The 18124-nt window shown below is 66.9% G+C and carries 20 protein-coding genes; 13 read left to right on the top strand and 7 right to left on the bottom strand.

Annotated features, from left to right (window positions below; genetic code table 11):
- The first annotated feature begins 467 nt into the window (after positions 1-467).
- From ACFMRZ_RS14680 to ACFMRZ_RS14700, 5 genes are all read left to right on the top strand, one after another.
- Positions 468-1058, top strand: a complete 591-nt coding sequence (locus tag ACFMRZ_RS14680) for an RNA polymerase sigma factor (protein ID WP_400179599.1) — start codon at positions 468-470, stop codon at positions 1056-1058.
- Between the two features lie 33 nt (positions 1059-1091).
- Positions 1092-2672, top strand: coding sequence for a hypothetical protein (locus ACFMRZ_RS14685; protein ID WP_400179600.1), 1581 nt, complete (start codon positions 1092-1094; stop codon positions 2670-2672).
- A 298-nt stretch (positions 2673-2970) separates the two neighbouring features.
- Complete coding sequence (locus ACFMRZ_RS14690) at positions 2971-3834, top strand: carbohydrate ABC transporter permease (RefSeq protein ID WP_400179601.1); 864 nt, start codon at positions 2971-2973, stop codon at positions 3832-3834.
- A 25-nt stretch (positions 3835-3859) separates the two neighbouring features.
- Positions 3860-4927 carry an ABC transporter ATP-binding protein gene (locus ACFMRZ_RS14695; RefSeq protein WP_400179602.1) on the top strand — a complete coding sequence of 356 codons (1068 nt, stop codon included), beginning with the start codon at positions 3860-3862 and terminating at the stop codon, positions 4925-4927.
- A gap of 113 nt (positions 4928-5040) precedes the next feature.
- Entirely contained in the window at positions 5041-6777 is a 1737-nt protein-coding gene (locus ACFMRZ_RS14700; protein WP_400179603.1) for an FAD-dependent oxidoreductase, read from the top strand.
- Here the strand turns inward: ACFMRZ_RS14700 and ACFMRZ_RS14705 are convergent.
- Entirely contained in the window at positions 6767-7351 is a 585-nt protein-coding gene (locus tag ACFMRZ_RS14705) for a TetR/AcrR family transcriptional regulator (RefSeq protein WP_280274020.1), read from the bottom strand. The two genes, ACFMRZ_RS14700 and ACFMRZ_RS14705, sit on opposite strands and share 11 nt — an antisense overlap.
- Positions 7352-7454: 103 nt before the next feature.
- Here ACFMRZ_RS14705 and ACFMRZ_RS14710 point away from each other — a divergent pair, with 103 nt between their 5' ends.
- Positions 7455-8597 carry an acyl-CoA dehydrogenase family protein gene (locus ACFMRZ_RS14710; protein ID WP_280274021.1) on the top strand — a complete coding sequence of 381 codons (1143 nt, stop codon included), beginning with the start codon at positions 7455-7457 and terminating at the stop codon, positions 8595-8597.
- Between the two features lie 23 nt (positions 8598-8620).
- On the opposite strand, the gene ACFMRZ_RS14715 is transcribed toward ACFMRZ_RS14710, so the two are convergent.
- The 6 genes from ACFMRZ_RS14715 to ACFMRZ_RS14740 form a co-directional block, all read right to left on the bottom strand.
- Positions 8621-9058 carry a hypothetical protein gene (locus ACFMRZ_RS14715; RefSeq protein WP_400179604.1) on the bottom strand — a complete coding sequence of 146 codons (438 nt, stop codon included), beginning with the start codon at positions 9056-9058 and terminating at the stop codon, positions 8621-8623.
- A gap of 60 nt (positions 9059-9118) precedes the next feature.
- Positions 9119-9706 (bottom strand): hypothetical protein, encoded by a 588-nt coding sequence (locus tag ACFMRZ_RS14720; protein WP_400179605.1) that lies wholly within the window; start codon positions 9704-9706, stop codon positions 9119-9121.
- Positions 9707-9745: 39 nt separating this feature from the next.
- A complete protein-coding gene (locus tag ACFMRZ_RS14725; protein ID WP_280274024.1) occupies positions 9746-10069 on the bottom strand; it encodes a plasmid stabilization protein in 324 nt (107 codons plus the stop codon).
- 19 nt (positions 10070-10088) lie between these two features.
- Positions 10089-11876, bottom strand: coding sequence for a thiamine pyrophosphate-requiring protein (locus ACFMRZ_RS14730; protein ID WP_400179606.1), 1788 nt, complete (start codon positions 11874-11876; stop codon positions 10089-10091).
- 90 nt (positions 11877-11966) lie between these two features.
- Positions 11967-13313 carry a cytochrome P450 gene (locus ACFMRZ_RS14735; protein ID WP_400179607.1) on the bottom strand — a complete coding sequence of 449 codons (1347 nt, stop codon included), beginning with the start codon at positions 13311-13313 and terminating at the stop codon, positions 11967-11969.
- A 33-nt stretch (positions 13314-13346) separates the two neighbouring features.
- Positions 13347-13715: a hypothetical protein gene (locus tag ACFMRZ_RS14740; RefSeq protein ID WP_400179608.1), complete on the bottom strand. Its 369-nt coding sequence runs from the start codon at positions 13713-13715 to the stop codon at positions 13347-13349.
- A 114-nt stretch (positions 13716-13829) separates the two neighbouring features.
- Here ACFMRZ_RS14740 and ACFMRZ_RS14745 point away from each other — a divergent pair, with 114 nt between their 5' ends.
- The 7 genes from ACFMRZ_RS14745 to ACFMRZ_RS14775 all read left to right on the top strand — a co-directional run bounded on the left by ACFMRZ_RS14745 (position 13830) and on the right by ACFMRZ_RS14775 (position 18107).
- A complete protein-coding gene (locus ACFMRZ_RS14745; protein ID WP_400179609.1) occupies positions 13830-14837 on the top strand; it encodes an iron-containing redox enzyme family protein in 1008 nt (335 codons plus the stop codon).
- A 28-nt stretch (positions 14838-14865) separates the two neighbouring features.
- Entirely contained in the window at positions 14866-15522 is a 657-nt protein-coding gene (locus tag ACFMRZ_RS14750; RefSeq protein ID WP_400179610.1) for a HemK2/MTQ2 family protein methyltransferase, read from the top strand.
- Positions 15500-15712, top strand: a complete 213-nt coding sequence (locus tag ACFMRZ_RS14755; protein ID WP_280362241.1) for a CDGSH iron-sulfur domain-containing protein — start codon at positions 15500-15502, stop codon at positions 15710-15712. The genes ACFMRZ_RS14750 and ACFMRZ_RS14755 overlap by 23 nt, the downstream gene beginning before the upstream one ends.
- 79 nt (positions 15713-15791) lie before the next feature.
- Positions 15792-16436 carry a dihydrofolate reductase family protein gene (locus ACFMRZ_RS14760; RefSeq protein WP_400179611.1) on the top strand — a complete coding sequence of 215 codons (645 nt, stop codon included), beginning with the start codon at positions 15792-15794 and terminating at the stop codon, positions 16434-16436.
- A gap of 24 nt (positions 16437-16460) precedes the next feature.
- Positions 16461-16847: a hypothetical protein gene (locus ACFMRZ_RS14765; RefSeq protein ID WP_400179612.1), complete on the top strand. Its 387-nt coding sequence runs from the start codon at positions 16461-16463 to the stop codon at positions 16845-16847.
- 2 nt (positions 16848-16849) lie between these two features.
- The gene (locus ACFMRZ_RS14770) at positions 16850-17206 is read left to right on the top strand and encodes a winged helix-turn-helix transcriptional regulator (RefSeq protein WP_400179613.1); all 357 of its coding nucleotides are present in this window, start codon (positions 16850-16852) and stop codon (positions 17204-17206) included.
- Between the two features lie 67 nt (positions 17207-17273).
- On the top strand, positions 17274-18107 hold the full coding sequence (locus ACFMRZ_RS14775) for an NAD(P)H-binding protein (protein WP_400179614.1): 834 nt from the start codon (positions 17274-17276) through the stop codon (positions 18105-18107).
- Positions 18108-18124 lie beyond the last annotated feature (17 nt).

The raw sequence follows: 18124 nt of genomic DNA on the forward strand, positions 1-18124 counted from the left end.
GAAGCACTACCGACTGATGTCGCGCCCCGCGATGCCCCAGGGCGACCTGGATTTCTTCATGGCGCTGAAGGGCGAGTAGTGGCCGGTGCAGGCGCGGATTGGGAGCGAACGGTTCGGATCGGTTGCCAGGCGTCCTCTCCCGCTGTGACGTCTTCCGGCAAGCGGTCATATGAGGTGTGACCAACCACGTGGGAGAGACAACTTGGCGAATCTGATTGCAGCAGTGACACTGTCCGGCTCGGGGGCGTGGATCTGGCTTGTCATCGCGTCACTGTCGCTAGGATTGTCGGCAGCATGGCGGGAACGGAGCAGGCGTAAGACATATCGGCTGATCCTGACAGAGTCTGCGTGCGAGACGCTTCTTGTAGATAAGCAACGTTGCAACCGCGTCCTCGTCCTAATACGCTCTAACATCTATATAAGCTCTACTGCTTGGGCGGTAGGTCGGATCATCGAGCGAGGGTGCGATGATTTCCGATGAACCGCGACCACCCACCCTGGCTGAGCGTGACAGCTTCGAAAAATTCGTTCGCGCCTACTTCGAGATTCGTCTCATTCCAACTGCTAATCGTTACGCGGCTTACCGATGCCTACCGTCCAGCGCAGCAAACGATATAGCCGCAGAGGCACTCGCACGCATTTGGGAGAAAGGATGGTCTGCGCTGCACAGAAAATCTGACGACGTCCGCCTGGCATCAACTTTTACCTACATGGAAAATATTGCACGCGAAATGCAACGTACTTCGATGCGGTCGGACCCGAGACGACTCGATCTACGTAGCGAACCTGTAGATTACAGACTTGAAGAGGCGGTTTTGGCCAGGTCAGCGCTTAAATTTCTTGCATCAGCTCTACAAGAGCTTTCCGATGAGCAGCAGCTAATTATCAGTCTTACCAGCGTTGCGGGATTGAACCACATTGAGATTGCCGCGCGCACCGGCCTGAAGGTTTCCAATGTGGGCACAATACTTCACAGAGCCCGTTCACAACTAAAGCAGAGTATCCCCGAAGAACTACTCATTGAGTTGGGCATATCTACAAAGACGCGACAACTGTAAAAGATGCCATCGATGAATGGGAGAAATGACAATATGCCGGGTGCCGAATGGACACACATCAATCATACTCAAGATGAGCTCGTTGATCGTCTATTCGAATTCGCCAACCGCGAGGCTGACACTCTTATATCATATGAGCTTACGGCTGACGACGTATTCAAGAATATATCGTCACGCAGCAGCAAAGGCTCGGTTGGAGACGAATTCCGAAAACAACGCACTGTCGAAGATGTGTGCAACAAGTGGCATCTCCGCGAGGCGGCGCACATTAAGGCTCTAACCCTCGCCTACGATACCGCTTACAGCTACGTCGCACCTTTCACGGTTCAACACGTAGACGAGATGCTCAGAGACTGCAAAGCCGACATAAAAGTGCGTCCTAATTCGCAGTACGCATTCCTCGGCCGCACCGGAATGGGTCTCGCCGTTGCCGCGGCTACTCTTGAGCCAGAATTTTTCGTCAACCATTGCGCGCTACTTCCATTGTCTCGGCATATCGTAGAAACAGCCCTGCAGGACTTGAAAATAAATGCCGGACGGGAAGTCGGCCATCTGACCGAGTTTTACACCCTGGGACCGCGTATACGGAACGAAGATGTCACTGGCGCTCATCTCAGCCTGACGGAGTACCTTCAGTCGTGCGGGATATCACCACATATCCCTAAACAACGTATAACCCTGATCGATACCGGTTTCAGAGGCATTCTTCAAGAGCTTCTGGCGACTACATATCCCGATATCGATTTTCAGGGGCGTTATCTTTTTTTCGCCGAATCTAGAGACGATCCACATCCCGGCTCAAAGACCGGCTATGCGCTGCACCTCAAGCAAGAGAAGAGCAACGGAGGACGACCTGTCTTAGATTTGCCGGATGATCCATCTGAAACCTTTGCTCATCTGGGAGCCGTACTGGCGGTCGAAGATATGCTAGCGGTGCCGAATGACCCTGAAGCAGCTGCTAGCGGCCAGCGAGGTGCCTCGACGATCATACAAGGAATAAATCCGCTCGATATTGTGGACGAATTTGCACACCCCGCTGTCCGGGGCGCCGTTATAGACCTCAATGTATTGGCGGTGAGGGACTACGCCGAGCGTATTTCTATGATCCGCAGCGCGAACGGGCGCTGGATTGAACATACACGCCACAGCTCTCAAAAGTTTGTCACCAAAGTGCGCCAATGGATCAGCGGAAATGATCGCGAATCCGACTTCGCTAAAATTATGTCATCGTTCGTACGCAAGTCAGATTGGGAAATGGTCAGCCGACTGCATGATGCGATCGAACGCCATGAGCTCCGCGATGACGAAGCTACAGCTGCATGGAGAAACTATCGAGCCCGTCGGACTCCGGAAGAGCGGCATGAATATATAGAAGCATTCACGTCCAGCGTTGGGGATCGCTCTAAAGCCAGGGTGCTTACAACCAGAAGCTCCACCGAATCCACCGAGTCTGCGCTTGTCTCCATGCGCAACCATGCATCCAAATATTGGCCTCCGGAACTCCAAGCTGTTGTCGGAAATCTCAGAAGCGCAGGGCTGCTGCGCAGTCATGAAGTTTCCCGCATACTTGTATCTGGATCACCTACCTCTACGGAGAGTTGGGATTGGAAATAGAGTATTTTCAGGTCTCAAGGTCTGCCAAGGTAGGCTACGGCAGACATAACCCGACTCTCATCACCCTGAGATCAGCTGGCATGCAGCTTGACTCGACAACGCGGATAGTCCCGACTGGAGATCTGACCGATATCTTCAAAATACTGGGCTGTCGGTTGATCGGACTCAGATTGCGATGCTGCACGCGGAGGTGGTAAAAGTGGCCAGAAGGCCGTGTGTGTTCGCCCGGTTGGTAAACTTCAAGAGAGTCAAGTACGTGTTCATCCAGGTGTTCCTTTGCCGGGGATAGAGTGTCAGCATGTCTGAGGCCGGGGCGACCAGGATGCTTCCGCCGATCGATCGCGCGCCGCTGCGCAGGCGGCGGTGGCGGGCCGTGGGTGTTCAGGTCGCGTGCGTGGTGATCACGCTGTTCATGGCCTTGCCGATCGTGCTCGTCGCCCTGTCGGCGTTCTCCTCGCGCGAGGCGCTCAACCGCTTCCCGAAGCCGTTGGCGCCGGACGAATTCTCGGCCGACACCCTGGTGTCGTTCTTCCGCGCCACCGGAACGGCCGCGGCCCTGGGGAATTCGGTGCTGGTCGGGCTCTACACCGTGTTCTGGTCGCTGGTCGTCGGTGCTCCGGCGGGATATGCCTTGGCGCGCTACGGCTTCCGTGGACGGGACGCGTATCAGGTGTTCGTGCTGCTGGTGCGGGCATTGCCGATCGTGGTGCTGTCGGTGCCGCTGGCCACGATCTTCCTGCACCTGCACGTCTACGACACGGTGCTGGCGGTCACGCTGGTACACACGGTGCTGGCGCTGCCCACCACGGTGCTCATCACCGCGAGCATCTTCGTCTCGGTTCCGGCCGATCTCGAGGAGGCGGCCCGCGTCTTCGGCTGCAGCAGATGGCAGGCCGCGCGCAGAGTCGTTGTGCCGCTGGCCCTTCCAGGCCTGGCGGCGTCGTCCATCTTCACCTTCGTGCTGTCCTGGAACGAGATCCTGGGCGCGACCATCGTGACACTGAGCCACCGCACGCTGCCCGCCCAGGTGCTCACCGCGCTGGGCGAGGCGTCCACGCCGTACCGGTTCGCGGGCGGGTTCGCGCTGATCGTCCCGGCACTGCTGTTCATCCTGGTGATGCGGCGCTATCTGGTGAACATGTGGGGGACGACGCTGCGATGAGACGTCGGAGAACAGGGGTTTCGGTATGGCTGAGGTGATCCTGCGCGAGCTGGTGAAGACCTATCCGGGTGGCACCGTGCGCGCCACCGACGACGTCTCGCTGGAGATCGCCGACGGCGAGTTCATGGTGCTGCTCGGCCCGTCCGGCTGCGGCAAGACCACCCTGCTGCGCATGATCGCCGGGCTCGACCTGCCCGACTCCGGGCAGATCGTCATCGGCGGCCGCGACGTCACCTATCTCGAACCGCGGCGGCGCAATCTGTCGATGGTGTTCCAGTCCTATGCGGTGTTCCCCAACAAGAAGGTGTCCGACAACATCGGATTCGGCCTGCGGGTGCACGGCGTGCCCGCCGAGGAGATCCGCCGCAAGGTCGCCTGGGCCGCGGACCTGCTGCAGCTGACGCCGTATCTGGACCGCTACCCGGCGCAGCTGTCCGGCGGCCAGCGCCAGCGGGTCGCGGTCGCCCGCGCGATCGTGATGGACGCCGATGTGCTGCTCATGGACGAGCCGCTGTCGAATCTGGATGCGCTGCTGCGGATGTCGTTCCGGGCCGAGTTGAAGAAGCTGGTTGCCGAACTCGGCACCACCACCGTGTACGTCACCCACGACCAGGTGGAGGCCCTGTCACTGGGCCACCGCGTGGCGGTGCTGCGCGACGGGCGGATCGCGCAGACCGGCACCCCGACCGACGTCTACGACCGGCCCGCCACCGAATTCGTCGGCGGCTTCCTCGGCAGCCCGCCGATGAACTTCCTCACCGGCACGGTCGCGGCCGCGCGCCTCGAGCTGGGCGGCCAATCGCTGGCGGTCCCCGCGGCCCTGTCGTCGTTCGAGGGCCGCGAGCTGCGACTCGGCATCCGGCCCGAAGCGGTCGTGGTGGGCGATCCCGGTACCGTGCGCGGCGAACTGCAGGTGCTCGAGCCGCTCGGCTCGTCGACCCTGCTCACCGCCGAGGTCGCCGGGCAGGCGTTGAAGATCCAGGCCCCGGCCGGTTTCCGCGCCGAACCCGGCAGCGCGCTGGCCCTGCGCCTCCCGCCCGAGGCGAGCCGCTGGTACGACCCGGACACCGGACTGCTGCTCGCCACCGCGTAGCGCCCGCCACCCTGACCGGAAATATGGATTTCCTGGCCGCAGCTGTGTGCCACCCGGGGCGCTTTCCTCGCTAACGTCCCAGGTGGGGTGGTACCGGCGACGGAAGGCAGGACATGGCGTTCGACTACGACGTGGTGGTCATCGGGTCCGGGTTCGGCGGCAGCGTCACCGCGCTGCGCCTGACCGAGAAGGGGTACCGGGTCGGCGTGCTCGAGGCCGGCCGCCGCTTCGCCGACGACGAGTTCGCCGCGACCTCTTGGCGCGCCCGGCGCTTCCTGTGGGCGCCCAAACTCGGCTGCTTCGGGATCCAGCGCCTGACACTGCTGAAGGACACCTTCATCATGAGCGGCGCGGGGGTCGGCGGCGGCTCGCTGGTGTACGCCAACACGCTCTACGAACCGCCGGAGAAGTTCTTCGCGGACCCGCAGTGGGCGCACATCACCGATTGGCGCGCCGAACTCGCCCCGCACTACGACCAGGCCAAGCGGATGCTGGGCGTGACGATCAACCCGGCGACCACCGCGGCGGACCGGGTGCTGGCGGAGGTCGCCGAGGACATGGGCGTCGGCGCCGGCTATCGGAGCACGCCGGTCGGAGTGTTGTTCGGCGGCAACGGGGTTCGGCCCGGTCAGGAGATCCCCGATCCGTTCTTCGGTGGTGTCGGCCCGGATCGCCGCGCCTGCACCCACTGTGGCGAGTGCATGACCGGGTGCCGCCACAACGCCAAGAACACCCTGGTCAAGAACTATCTGTATCTGGCCGAGAAGTCCGGCGCGACAGTGCATCCACTCACCACGGTGGTCGACGTCCGGCCGCTTCCGGACGGCGGATACGCCATCGAGACCGTTCGCACCGGCCGCTGGGTCCGTAAGGCGCGCAAGACCTTCACCGCCGAACAGGTGGTCTTCTCCGCCGCCGCGCTGGGCACCCAGAAACTCCTGCACCGGCTGCGCGACACCGGGTCGCTACCGGGCATCTCGACGCGGCTCGGGTATCTGTCGCGCACCAATTCCGAAGAGCTGCTGTCGGTTCGCAGCCGCGACAAGACCACCGACTTCACCAAGGGCGTGGCCATCACCTCCTCGGTGCATCCCGACCCCGACACCCACATCGAACCGGTGCGCTACGGCAAGGGCAGCAATGTGCTCTCGCTGATGACGACGGTGATGTTCGACGAGGACGGCCACACCTCCCCGATCCGGCTGTGGCTGCGCGAATTGCGCCGCGGCCGAAGGGATCTGCCCGTGATCCTCAATCCGCGGCACTGGTCGGAACGGATGATCGGGCTGCTGGTCATGCAGTCGGTGGACAACTCCATCACCACCTACACCCGCCGCGGCGTGTTCGGCCGCCGCCGCATGACCACCAAACAGGGTGTGGGGCAACCGAACCCGACCTGGATTCCGGCCGGTCACGAGGTGGCCCGGCGGGTCGCGGAGAAGATCGACGGCATTCCCACCGGAAGCATCACCACACCGTTCGGCATACCCATGACCGGGCACTTCATCGGCGGCTGCGTCATCGGCGACTCACCCGACAGCGGCGTCGTCGACCCGTACCACCGCATGTACGGCCACCCCGGGCTGCATGTCATCGACGGCTCGACGATCTCGGCCAACCTCGGTGTGAATCCGTCCCTGACGATCACCGCCCAGGCCGAACGCGCGGTGTCGCTGTGGCCCAACCGTGGTGAGGCGGACCCGCGCCCGGAACTCGGTGCGCCGTACCGCCGCCTCGGCCCCGTCACACCGCACCGCCCCGTGGTGCCCGCCGACGCACCGGCCGCGCTGCGGCTGCCGATCGTCGACATCACCCACCGCCCGGCCGACGACGCCGGTCTCAGGAATTGATGCCCGCGGTCAGGATCGCCGCCAGCTCCCGGTAGGCGTGCGCGTCGTCCATGCCGGTGCCGGCGCGCACGCCGCCCTGCTGGATGCGGACCATCATGGTGGCGGCCAGGTCGGCGGCGAAGGCGGCGTGGACGTCGCGGAACTCGCCCGCGGCGACGCCGTCGGTGATCAGCTCGCGCACCCGGCGCGCGGCGATCCTGGTGTTCTTCTCGTACACCGCACGCGCCGGGGCGAAGGCGTCCAGGTCGGTCATGAACCGCTCGGAGGCGGCCGACAGCTCGGTGCCGACCGCCGACAGGTAAGCGACGATACGCCGTTGCGCCCCATCGACTTCCGCGATCCGCGACTCCACCGCGTCGGTAGCGCGCCGGAAGAAGTGCACGGTCGCCGCCCGCACCAGTTGTTCCTTACTCCCGGCGAGGGTGTACAGCGTGGATTTCGAGCAGCGCAGGCGCGCCGCGATCTCGCCGAGCGTCAGATGCGCGAAGCCCTCGGTCAGGAACAGGTCGACCAACGCGTCGAACAGCTCGGTGCGCCGCCGGGTGGCGAACTCGGCGCGGGTGGGCTGGACCATATCCGCGATAGTACTGACGTACTGCTTGCGGTATCGTCCGGCGGAACAGTACCGTGAGCGGTAATCCGGTACTGTCTGCCGTTCGACCAGCAAGGAGCCGCGCGTGGCCGTCGATCGCCTGCTGCCCACCGCCGAAGCGCGGGACCTGATCCAGCTGACCCGCGATATCGCGGACAAGACGCTCGCGCCGATCGTCGACGCGCACGAGAAGGCCGAGACCTATCCCGAGGGTGTGTTCGCGACGCTGGGTGAGGCCGGGCTGCTGAGCCTGCCGTACCCGGCCGAATGGGGCGGCGGCGACCAACCCTACGAGGTGTACCTCCAGGTGCTCGAGGAGATCGCGGCACGATGGGCGGCGGTGGCCGTGGCGGTGAGCGTGCACAGCCTGTCCTGCTATCCGCTGCTGGCCTTCGGCACCGAGGAGCAGCGGCAGCGGTGGCTGCCGGACATGCTGGGCGGTACCACGATCGGCGCCTACAGCCTGTCCGAGCCGCAGGCCGGATCCGATGCCGCGGCCCTGACCTGCAAGGCGGTCCCGGGTCCGGACGGCTACCGCGTCACCGGCACCAAGGCGTGGATCACGCACGGCGGCCGGGCCGACTTCTACACACTGTTCGCCCGCACCGGCGAGGGCTCGCGCGGCATCTCCTGCTTCCTCGTCGACAAGGACACTCCCGGACTGAGTTTCGGCAAGCCGGAGGAGAAGATGGGCCTGTCCGCGGTGCCCACGACCAGCGCCCACTACGACGACGCCCGGATCGACGCCGACCGCCGCATCGGCGCGGAGGGCCAAGGCCTCCAGATCGCTTTCAGCGCACTGGATTCCGGCCGCCTCGGCATCGCGGCGGTGGCGGTCGGCCTGGCGCAGGCGGCCCTGGACGAGGCGGTCGACTACGCCCGGCAGCGCACCGCGTTCGGCCGCCGGATCATCGACCATCAGGGCCTGGGCTTCCTGCTGGCGGACATGGCCGCGGCCGTCGACTCCGCCCGCGCCACCTATCTCGACGCCGCCCGCCGCCGCGACGCCGGACTTCCCTACTCCCGCAACGCTTCCGTGGCCAAGCTGGTCGCCACCGACGCCGCCATGAAGGTCACCACCGACGCCGTGCAGGTGCTCGGCGGCTACGGCTACACCCGTGACTTCCGGGTGGAGCGCTACATGCGCGAGGCCAAGATCACCCAGATCTTCGAGGGCACCAACCAGATTCAGCGCCTGGTCATCGCCCGCTCGCTCGCGGGGTCCTGACGCCGGGGCAGGACTCGGGTGCGTCAGTACACCGTGGTCGGATCCGGGTCGGCGGTGAGTTCGCCGCGCAGCAGCCGGACGAAGACCTCGGCGAAGCGCAGCAACCACACGGTGTCCACATTGCGGCAGTAGCGCGCGGCCCCACCGCCGGTCCCCCAGGCGTTCACGACCTCCTGCGGGATCGCGGGCGTCCATCCGTGCAGGCGGTCGCGCACGCGCTCGGACAACTCCACCACGGTCGCCACCCGGCCGGGATCGCTGCCGAGATACTCGTCCAGCGCGGGCCGGACGCTCCCGGTGACACTCGCCTGCCGCCGCCACTCGGCGCCGGCCTCCGCCAGCCAGGCGGGGCGGTCCGGGTCGGCGTCGATTTCCGCCGAGAGCAGATGCAGCCACAACTCCGCGGACTCGTCGCGACACCAGAAGCCGCCGTCGCGGTAGTCGATGTAGGAGGTGCCCATGCGCGGTAGTCCACCACGGCCCCCCCGTCCCTCCCATCGCTGGTGAGCGGGGTCGCCGGCTTACGAACCGAGCGCCGGGCTCACCTCTTTCCACTCGTGTTCCCACGCGGCGCTGCGTCGACGATCGAGCAGTCGGCCGCTGAGCCACACCACAACGCCTGTGGCCGTGGCGATTCCCGCGAAGGTGAGTAGACCGAGGCCGATGCCCTGGCCGATCGCCGCGTCGGCCGCGACGGGATCGGTGGTGGGGCGGCCGTCGGGCCCCAGCCACAGTTCGATCCGATCGCCGCGCTTCGCGGTTCCGGCCACATCGATCGGCGCCTCACCCGTGCGGCCCTCGTGGTTCCACCGCGCCTCGGCCTGCATCCGGTCCACGGTCACCCGGTCGGTGGCGGGCACCCGGACCGGGTCCGTGGTGATCACCGCGGGCACCGTCACCTTCGCGGCATTCTCCGATTCGATGCGCGCGACCGCGGCGGTGTAGCCGTCGACACCCGCGGGTATCGAGGCCGGGATCGCCAGTAGAACCACCACCGCCGCCAGCAGCCGGATCCAGCCCTCTACCCGGTCGACCCCGCGCAGCATCGGATTTCGCGCCCACGGTGCGAGCCGCCAAGCGCGCCGCACCATCGAAATGTCGCGTGCCATCTCGACCTCGAGTCGCACTCACCAGACAGGCCGGTTCGGCTACTTCCCCAGCGCCGAGGCCAGCTCCTTCTTCGTCATCTTGGAACGGCCCGAGATACCACGCTGCCGCGCCTCGTTGTAGAGCTGGTCGCGGGTGGGTCCGCCGGGACCGCTGTGCGACCGCTGCCCGCCGCGGCGCTGCGGGGACTTGTCCCGCACACTCGACTTGCTCGCCGTGCGCGACTGTCCGGACTGGGCGCGGTTCTTGTTCACCGTGCGCGCCGCGATCTCCTTGGACCGGCGGGTACTCGCACCCCGGCTCTGCTCGGAATCCTTGATGTGCTCGTATTCGCGTTCCTGTTTCGCGGTCCATTCCTTGGGCATCTCACACCTCCAGTGTTCGTCACGGAATGAATTCCTGGACTTTGGCTTTCGCGCCCTGCGCCACCAGGTGCAGCGCGTCGGGATCGCCGTGCAGCAGCGCCGAGGCGGTGTCCTTCAGCTGATCCCAGGTGGCGTGCGGCGGGATCGGCGGCATCTCCGGATCGCACCGGACGTCGAGTAGCACGGGACCGTCGGCGGCGAAGGCGCGGTCCCAGGCGTCCCCGAGCTGGTCCGGGTTGTCGACGGAGATCGCGGTGAAGCCGGCGCAGCGCGCGATATCGGCGTAGGAGACATCCGGAAGAGTCTGGGACTCTTCGAATTTCGGCGCACCGCCCATCGCCCGCAACTCCCAGGTGACCTGATTCAGGTCGTTGTTGTGGAAGACGCAGACGATCAGGCGCGGGTCGCTCCACCGGTCCCGGTAGCGGGCGATGGTGAGCAGTTCGGCCATGCCGTTCATCTGCATGGCGCCGTCACCGGCCAGCGCGATCGCGGGCCGATCCGGATGGGCGAATTTGGCGCCGATCGCGTACGGCACGGCGGGCCCCATGGTGGCGAGCGTGCCCGACAGCGAGCCGCGCATGTCGCCGCGCATCCGCAGGCATCGCGCGTACCAGTTGGTGGACGAGCCGGAATCCGCTGTCACGATGGCGTTCTCGGGAATTCGCTGCGACAACTCCCAGACCACCCGCATCGGATTCACCGGGTGCGCCTCGAGCATCGATTGCCGCTCCACGACCTCCCACCAGCGCTGCACATTCTTTTCGATCGTCTCCCGCCAGGACCGGTCCTGCTTGCGCTCTACCAGTGAAATAAGCTGGGCGACAGTAGCTTTGGCATCACCGATCAGATTCACCTCGGTCGGGTAGCGCATGCCGATGAAGGCGCCGTCGATGTCGATCTCGACGGCGCGGGCCTGCCGGAAGTCGGGCAGGAACTGGGAATAGGGGAAGTTCGACCCGATGATGAGCAGCGTGTCGCAATCGCGCATCAGCTCGTAACTCGGGCGGCTGCCGAGCAGGCCGATCGGGCCGGTGACGAACGGCAGGTCGTCGGGCAGCACATCCTTGCCCAGCAGGGCCTTCGCGACACCGGCGCCGGTGCGCTCGGCGAGTTCGGTGATCTCCGCCGCCGCTCCCCTGGCGCCCTGCCCGATCAGGATCGCCACCTTGGATCCGGCGTCGATGATCTCCGCCGCGCGGCGGACCTCCTCGGCCGGGGGCAGCACCGTGCCCGGGTGGACCGGTCCCGGCGCGCTCGAGGGCACCTGCTTGAACTCGTGCGCCGGCGGCTCGTACGGCTGCTCCTGCAGATCGGCGGGCACGATGATCGCGGTCGGCGCGCGCCGGGTCATCGCGACGCGGATCGCGCGGTCGAGCGCGTTGGGAAGTTGCGCGGGGACATTCACCTCCACCAGATAGTCGCTCGCGACATCCTTGTAGAGGCTTTGCAGATCGACTTCCTGCTGGTAGCTGCCGCCCATGGCGCTGCGGGCCGTCTGACCGACGATCGCCACCACCGGCACATGGTCAAGTTTCGCGTCGTACAACCCGTTCAGCAGGTGGATGGCGCCGGGACCGGACGTGGCCGTGCACACCCCGACCTTCCCGCTGAACTTGGCGTAACCGGTGGCCTGGAACGCGGCCATCTCCTCGTGCCGGGCCTGGATGAACGCCGGATTGTCCTCGGCCCGGCCGAAGGCGGCCACCAGCCCGTTGATCCCGTCACCGGGGTAGCCGAAGACCTGCTCGACCCCCCACTCTCGCAGCCGCTGCACGATGTGGTCGCCCACTTGTTGCTCAGCCATCGCCTCTCCTGTCCGTGTCGGGTCGTCCGGGGGCGCTGTCGGCCGGATACCCGGGAACCGGCCGACCAATCACGGGGGCGTACCCAGTGCCTACGGGACTCGAGCGGCGGCTCGCGTGACGGCGAAGTCGAGCCCGAAGTTGTTGAATGTCAGCGGAAGTGGGGCTTCGGGGCCCGGGCGGGGGTGTGAGCGCAGCCGGAAATCCAGTGCCGTCAGGAGATGGGCCAGCAGTGCGCTGGTGGTGAACAGGACCAGATTCTGCCCGGGACACCCGGCGGGCCCCGCGCTGAACGGGACCAGTTGCGGATACTGCTCGGCGCGGCCGTCCAGCCAGATCTCGGGCACGAACTCGTTCGCGAACGGCAGCAGGTCCGGGTCGCGATGGAAGGCCGGGACGGTGATGAGCAGCGCGGCGCCCGGCGCCGTCACGAACAGTTCGGCACCGGCCCGCCAGGTCGCCGCCGCCGTCACCTCCCGCAGGATCATGGGGGTCGTCGGCCACAACCGCACCGACTCCAGCACGCACGCGCGCAGATACTGCCGCAGGCCGAGGTGTTCGGGATCGACGGCGTCCGACACCGCGCGGGCGTGCTGGCTCGGATGGGTCGCCAGCACGGCCAACGCCCTGCTCAGTGCCATTCCGGCGGCATCGAAGGCGAACAGCCAGTGTGGAATCTGGCCGACCGGGTCGACGGCGCCGGCACCCGGCAGACGGGCCACCGTCCCGGCCAGACTGTCGGGGGCGGCGTTCTCGACATACCGCTCCAGCCGATCGAAGAACCGTTCGCGACGCCGTCGCCGCGGCGGCACCAGGAACGACCAGTTCGCGGCCGAGCGCAGCCGCCACAGCTCGTCGGTGATCGCGTCGTCGTCGCGGGCCGGGTCACCGAGCGTGATCCGCCGGACGAGCCGCCACCATGCGGTGGTGAAGTGCGCCGCATCCAAATGCCCGCGCCGCAGGGCGGAGTCGATGATCTCGTTCGCCTCCTCGGCCACGACCGCGGCGAACGGGCCCGCCAGCCGGTGCATCGGAGAGGCGGTGTCGAGCGCCGCCTCGTTGAACGCCCGGCGCTCCTCGCGCACCGGTTCATCGGACACCAGCACGCCGTGCGGCTGGAACTGGCGCAGCGCCGCGCGCTTCTCCCGATTGGCCGGATGGAACGGCGTCGGAGCGCCCGCCAGCACCGTCGCGACATCCTCGGGATCGAGCACGATGACGAACCGCCGCCCCGGAATCACCAGTTCCACCGGCCCCGACCCGTATTCCTCGCGCAACTGCCGGATTCGCCCGACGGTCCGGCGATCGGCCTGCACGCGTTCGAGCGCACCCATCACCGCCCGCCGCCGGGCGATCACGCCCGACGCCACCGCCGTGAATCCGAGATCGGCCAGTATCGCCGCCGCGCGGACCCCGGTGATCCGATGGCCTTCGCCCATGTGCTCCTCCAGACTGCTACGACGATTCCGACGTCAGTGGCCCTGCTGGTCACTCAGGGCCAAGCCCTCCTTGGCCTTGACCCGCCGGTGCTCGAGCAGCAGCCAGGTCACACCCGTGATCGCGCATACCGCCGCCACCACACCGGCGACCACGGCCCAGCCCGCGAAGCCGTATCCGGCGGCGGTCAGCGCCAGTGCCATGGCAACGATTCCCAACGCGCACAGCACAATTCCGGGCACGTTGTAGCCGTCCTCCAGGCCTTCTCCGGCATGGTTGCGTGACGTGCGCGCGTCGTCGGGGAATCCGGCCGAGTCACGGTCGTCCGAGCGGCCGGTCCTCGTGGTGGCGCCCGTGTAGTCGAGGGCGCGAATCGATTCCCGCCGGTTGTAGACGTGGTCCATGGTTGATCACACTCCCTTCACCAACGCGCATACCCGCCGAATCCGGTTCGAACCGACCCGCCCGCCGGTGGCCCGCACCACGATTGCGGTCGGCGTTCGGGGTATTCGACAGTCGTGACTTCCCATACCGACCCCATCGCCCCGGCGTTGCCCGCGCCGCGCGGAGAGCTGTCCGGCGTCGTCCTCGACATGCTGCGCGGCGTCACCGGGTGGACCGAGCCCGATGTCTCCGGCACCGACCCGTACGGCGAGGACCTGCACCTGGCGCTGCACGTCTGTTACGAACTGCACTACCACGGCTTCGAGGCGGTGGACCCGGCCTGGGAGTGGGATCCGGATTTGCTGCGGCTGCGGGCGCGGCTCGAGGAGCGCTTCCTGACCGCACTGCGCGCGGACGTGAGCGGCGGGGCGGACCTGGCCACCGAGCTGGAACAGCTGGTGACCGAGCCCGTCGAGGCGACCGGCGTCGGCGCGTTCCTGCGCGATCAGGGCGAATGGTGGCAGGTGCGGGAGTACTTCGTGCACCGCTCGATCTACCACCTCAAGGAGGCCGACCCGTACGCGTGGGTGATCCCGCGGTTACGCGGGCAGGCCAAGGCGGCACTGGTCGCCGTGGAATTCGACGAGTTCGGTGGCGGCCGCGGCGAGCGCGTGCACGCCCAACTCTTCGCCGATCTGCTCGACGGCGCCGGGCTGAATTCCGGATACCTGCACTACCTGGATGCCACCCCCGCGCCGATGCTGGCCCTGGTGAGCATGATGTCGCTGTTCGGCCTGCACCGGGCGCTGCGCGGCGCGCTGGTCGGGCACTTCGCGACGGTCGAGATCACCTCGCCGCCCGCGTCGCGGCGCATGGTGGAGACCCTGGAGAGGTTGCGGGCGGATCCGGCGTGCGTGCGGTTCTACGCCGAGCACGTCGAGGCCGACGCCGTCCACGAACAGGTCATGCGCCGCGACGTGATCGGCGACCTGCTCGAGCGGGAACCGGCGCTCACGGAGTCGGTGGTCTTCGGCATCCAGGCGACCGATCTGCTCGAGAATCGGATCGATCGGCAACTGCTCGACAGCTGGCAGGCCGGGCGGAGTTCACTGCGCGGCACCGACGCGGTTCCGGCGGATTGACCGCGCGGATCGGGGTTATCCATCGACCATGATCTTCTTCCGCGCACCGGGTGTCTACCGGCCACGGGCAGATACGAGACTGCTCATGCGAGCCATGGCGGCGGCCGCGATGCCGCGCGACGCGGAGGTGCTCGACGTGTGCACCGGGACCGGCGCCGTCGCGGTGGAGGCACTGCGGCTGGGCGCGAAAAAGGTTACCGCCGTGGATGTTTCCCGCTCGGCGCTGCTGTCCGCATGGGTCAACAGCCGCCTGCGCGGTGGGCGGCTGGAACTGCTGCACGGCGAGTTCGATCGAGTACTGCGGAACCGCCGATTCGATACCGTGCTGGCGAATCCCCCGTACGTGCCGGGGCCGGAGCCGTCCGCCGCGCACGGCGCCGCGCGCGCCTGGGAGGCCGGTCCGAACGGCCGGGCGCTGCTCGATCCGCTGTGCCGGATGATGCCCGGCCTGTTGAACCGGCGCGGGACGGCGCTGATCGTCCATTCCGCGCTGTGCGATCCGGACGAGACGATGCGCCTGCTGCGCGACGGCGGGCTGAAGGCGGCGGTCGCGGCGCGCGAGCCGAACGAGTTCGGTCCCGTGCTGCGCGCTCGCGCCCCCTGGCTGGAATCGGTCGGGTTGATCGAACCCGGCCGGCGACACGAGGAACTGGTGGTGATCCGTGCCGACCGAACCGCACTCTGACCGCAGGCGCGTCACGCTCACCAAGGACGGGCCCGCCCTGATCGAGGGCCCCGTGGACCTGGTGACCGACGACGGCGCCACCATCCACTGCGACCGCTTCGTCGTCGCGGTCTGCATGTGCCGCCGCTCCCGCACCTACCCCCTCTGCGATACCAGCCACCGCCGCCACAAGCGCGCCACCCGCGACTGACGCGACCGCGTTCCACTGGTTGCACTTTGCAATCACATGCGGCAAGCTGCTTGCAGTTCGCATGCAGAAAGGTGCCTCGATGGAACAGCTGGTCCGCATCCACAATTTCAATCTCTCCAGCGACGGATACGGCGCGGGTATCGGCCAAAGCCTCGAACGCCCCTTCGGGGACGCCGATGCGACGGCCTTGTTCTCGTGGGCCGGGGCGACGGCGAGCTGGGTCAACCGCACCGAGCCCGGTGGCACGCGCGGGCTGGACGACTACTGCACACGCGAGTTCTTCCGGAACATCGGCGCGGAGATCATGGGCCGCAACAAGTTCGGGCCGCAGCGCGGCCCGTGGCAGGACCACCGGTGGCAGGGCTGGTGGGGCGAGGAGCCGCCGTTCCACACGCCGGTCTTCGTCCTCACCCACCACGAACGCCCCTCCTTCACCCGCGGCGAGACGACCTTCCACTTCCTGAACGCCACCCCACAGGAAGCGCTGACGCAAGCCAAGGCCGCGGCCGACGGCAAAGACGTACGGATCGGCGGCGGCGTCGCCACGGTGCGCGACTTCCTCGCCGCCGACCTCGTGGACACCATGCATTTCGCCGTCGCTCCCGTCGAACTCGGTGGCGGCGAACAACTCTGGAAGAGCCCGGACGAACTCGCCGACCGCTTCCACATCGAGAAGATCCCCAGCCCGAGCGGCGTCGTCCACCACTTTCTCTGGCGCCGCTGAGCACCGTGCCTCTATTATAGAGGCATGTATGACAGCGTTGTTCTCGAAGCGTGGCGGTCCGGTGATGCCGGACCGCTGGCCACCGAATTGGCCGAGGCAGCGGTGTTCTCCAGCCCGGTCGCCGACTATCACGGGCGCGCGAACGTCGCACACATGCTGAGCGTGATCGCGACGGTGCTGGACGGGGTCGATCAGTCCGCGGTCTGGCCCGGCGACAGGGACCGGATGTTCGCTTTCACCGCACGGGCCGACGGGGAGAACCTGCAGGGCGTCATCCGCGAGGAACGCGATGCGGACGGCAAGCTGCACCACGTGACCTTGTTCCTGCGGCCGTACCGCGTCTTGCGCGCAGCGATCGCGACAATGGCACGGCGGCTGGAGGATTCGCCCCTGCCCGAGCCCGCGGCATAGCCGTGGCCGCCGACCTCCCCACCCCGGGACGACCGGTCCGCGGCTCCACCACCGACCGCCCGATCATGGCCCTGTTCGACCTGATCGGCCGCCGCTGGGCACTCCGCGTGCTCTGGGAACTCCATCGAGCCGAACACCCGCCGACCTTCCGCGAACTCCGCACCGCCTGCGGCGACATCTCCTCCAGCGTCCTGACCCGCCGCCTCCACGAACTCACCGAGGCCGGCTTGATCGCGCACGACAACGGCTACGCCCTGACCCCCCTCGGCACCCGCCTGATCGACCATCTGCAACCCCTCACCCGATGGGCCGAGGAGTGGAATCAGCACCGCGCCGGCGACTCGGACCGAATGATATGATTCTCATATATTATGAAATCCGGAGAGATGCCCGAGGCGGGCCGCCGGACAGCGGAGAGGTCATGTCATGTTCGTCATCATCGGAGCCACCGGCATCGTGGGCCGGGAAGTGGTCAGTCGGCTGCGCGCGGACGGCGTCGGCGTCACCGCAGTGACCCGGAACGACCGGACGGCGCAGTTTCCACCGGGAACCGTTGTCGTACAGGGTGATCCATCGATACCCCGACTTCCGGACGCGACGTGGGACGGCGCGGAGGCAGTGCTGCTGAGCTCTCGTGCCGCGCTCGGGACGGCAGCCGAAATACTCGCGACCGCAGCAGATCACGGGGTACGCCGAGTAGTCGCGATCTCGGCCGCCACGGTCGAGTTCCCCGCCGGTGAGCCGCGGTTCATAGCCGGGTTCCGGGCGCTGGAGCACGCGGCCGAAGCGTCGGGACTGCGTTGGAGCTCATTGCGCTGCACCGACTTCCACGCGAACGCGCTGGCCTGGGCGCCGCAATTGCGAGCCGGTGACGTGGTGCGCGGCGCCTACGGAAAGGCCGCCACTTCACCCATCCACGAACGTGACATCGCCGCCGTCGCCGTCCGCGCACTGACCGAGGACGACCACCACGACGTCCTCACCGGCCCGGCCTCACTCACCCAATACGACAAGGTGCGCCTTCTGGGTGCGGCCCTCAACCGCCACCTGTCCTTCGCCGAACTCACGCCCGAGCAGGTCCGCGCCGCCATGACGGCGCAGGGCCTACCGGATGACGTCCCGGACCGGCTACTCGGCTCGCTGGCCGACTACGCCCGCGCCGCAGGACCGACCACGACGACGGTCGCCGACCTGCTCGGCCGCCCCGCCCTCGATTTCGCCACCTGGGCCGCCGACCACGCCACCGCCTTCACCCGCTGAGAGACCGTTCATGGCGC

The sequence above is a fragment of the Nocardia sp. N2S4-5 genome, from assembly GCF_044628355.1.
Classification (GTDB): domain Bacteria; phylum Actinomycetota; class Actinomycetes; order Mycobacteriales; family Mycobacteriaceae; genus Nocardia; species Nocardia wallacei_B.

Excerpts from the sequence above, each read along its gene's own strand:
- ACFMRZ_RS14680 (WP_400179599.1), top strand. The coding sequence starts at position 468 with ATGATTTCCGATGAACCGCGACCACCCACCCTGGCTGAGCGTGACAGC.
- ACFMRZ_RS14685 (WP_400179600.1), top strand. The coding sequence starts at position 1,092 with ATGCCGGGTGCCGAATGGACACACATCAATCATACTCAAGATGAGCTC.
- ACFMRZ_RS14690 (WP_400179601.1), top strand. The coding sequence starts at position 2,971 with ATGTCTGAGGCCGGGGCGACCAGGATGCTTCCGCCGATCGATCGCGCG.
- ACFMRZ_RS14695 (WP_400179602.1), top strand. The coding sequence starts at position 3,860 with ATGGCTGAGGTGATCCTGCGCGAGCTGGTGAAGACCTATCCGGGTGGC.
- ACFMRZ_RS14700 (WP_400179603.1), top strand. The coding sequence starts at position 5,041 with ATGGCGTTCGACTACGACGTGGTGGTCATCGGGTCCGGGTTCGGCGGC.
- ACFMRZ_RS14705 (WP_280274020.1), bottom strand. The coding sequence starts at position 7,351 with ATGGTCCAGCCCACCCGCGCCGAGTTCGCCACCCGGCGGCGCACCGAG.
- ACFMRZ_RS14715 (WP_400179604.1), bottom strand. The coding sequence starts at position 9,058 with ATGGGCACCTCCTACATCGACTACCGCGACGGCGGCTTCTGGTGTCGC.
- ACFMRZ_RS14720 (WP_400179605.1), bottom strand. The coding sequence starts at position 9,706 with ATGGCACGCGACATTTCGATGGTGCGGCGCGCTTGGCGGCTCGCACCG.
- ACFMRZ_RS14725 (WP_280274024.1), bottom strand. The coding sequence starts at position 10,069 with ATGCCCAAGGAATGGACCGCGAAACAGGAACGCGAATACGAGCACATC.
- ACFMRZ_RS14730 (WP_400179606.1), bottom strand. The coding sequence starts at position 11,876 with ATGGCTGAGCAACAAGTGGGCGACCACATCGTGCAGCGGCTGCGAGAG.
- ACFMRZ_RS14735 (WP_400179607.1), bottom strand. The coding sequence starts at position 13,313 with ATGGGCGAAGGCCATCGGATCACCGGGGTCCGCGCGGCGGCGATACTG.
- ACFMRZ_RS14740 (WP_400179608.1), bottom strand. The coding sequence starts at position 13,715 with ATGGACCACGTCTACAACCGGCGGGAATCGATTCGCGCCCTCGACTAC.
- ACFMRZ_RS14750 (WP_400179610.1), top strand. The coding sequence starts at position 14,866 with ATGATCTTCTTCCGCGCACCGGGTGTCTACCGGCCACGGGCAGATACG.
- ACFMRZ_RS14760 (WP_400179611.1), top strand. The coding sequence starts at position 15,792 with ATGGAACAGCTGGTCCGCATCCACAATTTCAATCTCTCCAGCGACGGA.
- ACFMRZ_RS14765 (WP_400179612.1), top strand. The coding sequence starts at position 16,461 with ATGTATGACAGCGTTGTTCTCGAAGCGTGGCGGTCCGGTGATGCCGGA.
- ACFMRZ_RS14775 (WP_400179614.1), top strand. The coding sequence starts at position 17,274 with ATGTTCGTCATCATCGGAGCCACCGGCATCGTGGGCCGGGAAGTGGTC.